This is a genomic window from Catellatospora sp. NPDC049133, from assembly GCF_040648455.1.
Classification (GTDB): Bacteria; Actinomycetota; Actinomycetes; order Mycobacteriales; family Micromonosporaceae; genus Catellatospora; species Catellatospora aurea.
Map to the genome: position 1 here is coordinate 1 of NZ_JBEZDT010000090.1, position 1,521 is coordinate 1,521.

3 protein-coding genes are annotated in these 1,521 nt (G+C 55.9%); all 3 read right to left on the minus strand.

The window, feature by feature from the left end; genetic code table 11:
• Window positions 1-242: hypothetical protein (locus tag AB0B35_RS42090; protein WP_361057510.1), on the minus strand; the 242-nt coding region annotated here is incomplete at its 3' end.
• A gap of 15 nt (window positions 243-257) precedes the next feature.
• Complete coding sequence (locus AB0B35_RS42095) at window positions 258-998, minus strand: ATP-binding protein (RefSeq protein WP_197798313.1); 741 nt, start codon at window positions 996-998, stop codon at window positions 258-260.
• Between the two features lie 15 nt (window positions 999-1,013).
• On the minus strand, window positions 1,014-1,340 hold the full coding sequence (locus AB0B35_RS42100) for a DnaT-like ssDNA-binding domain-containing protein (protein WP_361057514.1): 327 nt from the start codon (window positions 1,338-1,340) through the stop codon (window positions 1,014-1,016).
• Window positions 1,341-1,521: the final 181 nt, after the last annotated feature.

Sequence of the window (1,521 nt, forward strand, 5' to 3'; positions counted from 1 at the left end):
TCGGACACGCTTGTCAGCTTGTAGAGCGCCCTCGGCCCGCAGCCCTTCTTTGTGATTTTTACGTCTGGCGATCTGATCATCGACCGCAGCCTGAGCGCCAGCTCCTGCCGCGTCATCGTGTTTGCCGGGTGCGCGGCTTTGACCGCCTCCCAAATTTCAGTGGTGCTCATTTCTTTGCCGAGGATGATATCCACGAGCTGCTTTGCGGTTACTCTGTGCTTTTCGGTTACTCTGTTGGTCATTGGTTTATGCTCCGATTACTTGATCACCCGCAGGTGGCTTACATTTTTTCGATAGCTTCCCCAGGTGAAGTCCACCCAGATCCCGCCATCCATCGTTAATCTGTCCATGACTCTTGCGCCTAAAACATCGGTTAATTCCCTCGCATTCAAATTGGTTAAAACTCCCACCGGTTTTAGCGACGACAACCGGCGATCGATAACCTGATTCAAAATCACCCACTCACCCCGCGTTTCACGCTGTACGCCCACTTCGTCGAGAACGAGCAGATCGACCTTGCACAAGTCGTCGAGCAACGAAGCCTCGGACTCTCCGCCGTCGTAGCAGCGTCGAACGCGAAGCATCAGATCTGGAATAGTAACCACCAGTACCGTGTTATTTTTCGCCAGTAGGTGGTTGCCGATAGCTGCCGCCAAATGGTTTTTGCCGGTACCGCAGCCGCCGCTGAACACGAAGCAGCCGAACCCCATACCGAAATTTTGCGCATAGCTTTTGGCCTTGCTCAGGGCGTGGCGCTGCCCGTCGTTGTTCACCTGGTAATTCGCGAACGTGCAGTTGCGGTGCAAGTCGCAGATCCCCGAGCGTCCGAAAATCCTTTCTGCGCGGGTGCGTTGGTTCGCTTTATCCAGCTCGGCACTGCGCTTTTCCCCTTCGGTGCGATGCCAGGCGAGCAACTCTTCAGCGGTGCTGAACTTCGGCTTGACGCCTGGCGGCATGATGCGCTGCAGCCTGCTGATCAGTGACTCTGGTGTTTTCATGGTTCACCTCGTGGTTCAGGAAAATCCCGCTGGTTTTTCGTCGTAGTTGCCCGACGGTTCGAAACTGCCCCGCCTCCGGCTTCCGCCGCCTGCTGGCGCCGCGGCTGGCTGTTTTCTCAGGTGGTCAGCAAATTTCAGTTCCCACTGTGCCTGATGGAACGCTTTTCCCTCTGGCTGCCAGTAGGCAACGAAGCTCGCCAGCTCGGCCGGCGTGTACCCCAGCTCGGGACCGCTTAGAGCTTTTCCCCACAATGCGGCACGCTGACGGAAATCCGACGACGGCTGCCAGCCGGCAGTCATCGGAAACTTCAAAGCAGGATCATCAGGCCAGGATTCATCCACGAACTCCGGCGGTGCCGATTCCCCCGTCGGCGAAGCAATCGCGCCCGCGCGTTTTATGTGTGGGGTTTTATCTTTTAGATCTGTATCTGGATCTTTATCTGGTACGTTACCCTGCGTTACACCTGCGTTACCGGTCGTTTCTTTTCAGCTTTATTTAACATCAGCCGTAGCTTTCTCTTGC

Excerpts from the sequence above, each read along its gene's own strand:
- AB0B35_RS42095 (WP_197798313.1), bottom strand. The coding sequence starts at position 998 with ATGAAAACACCAGAGTCACTGATCAGCAGGCTGCAGCGCATCATGCCG.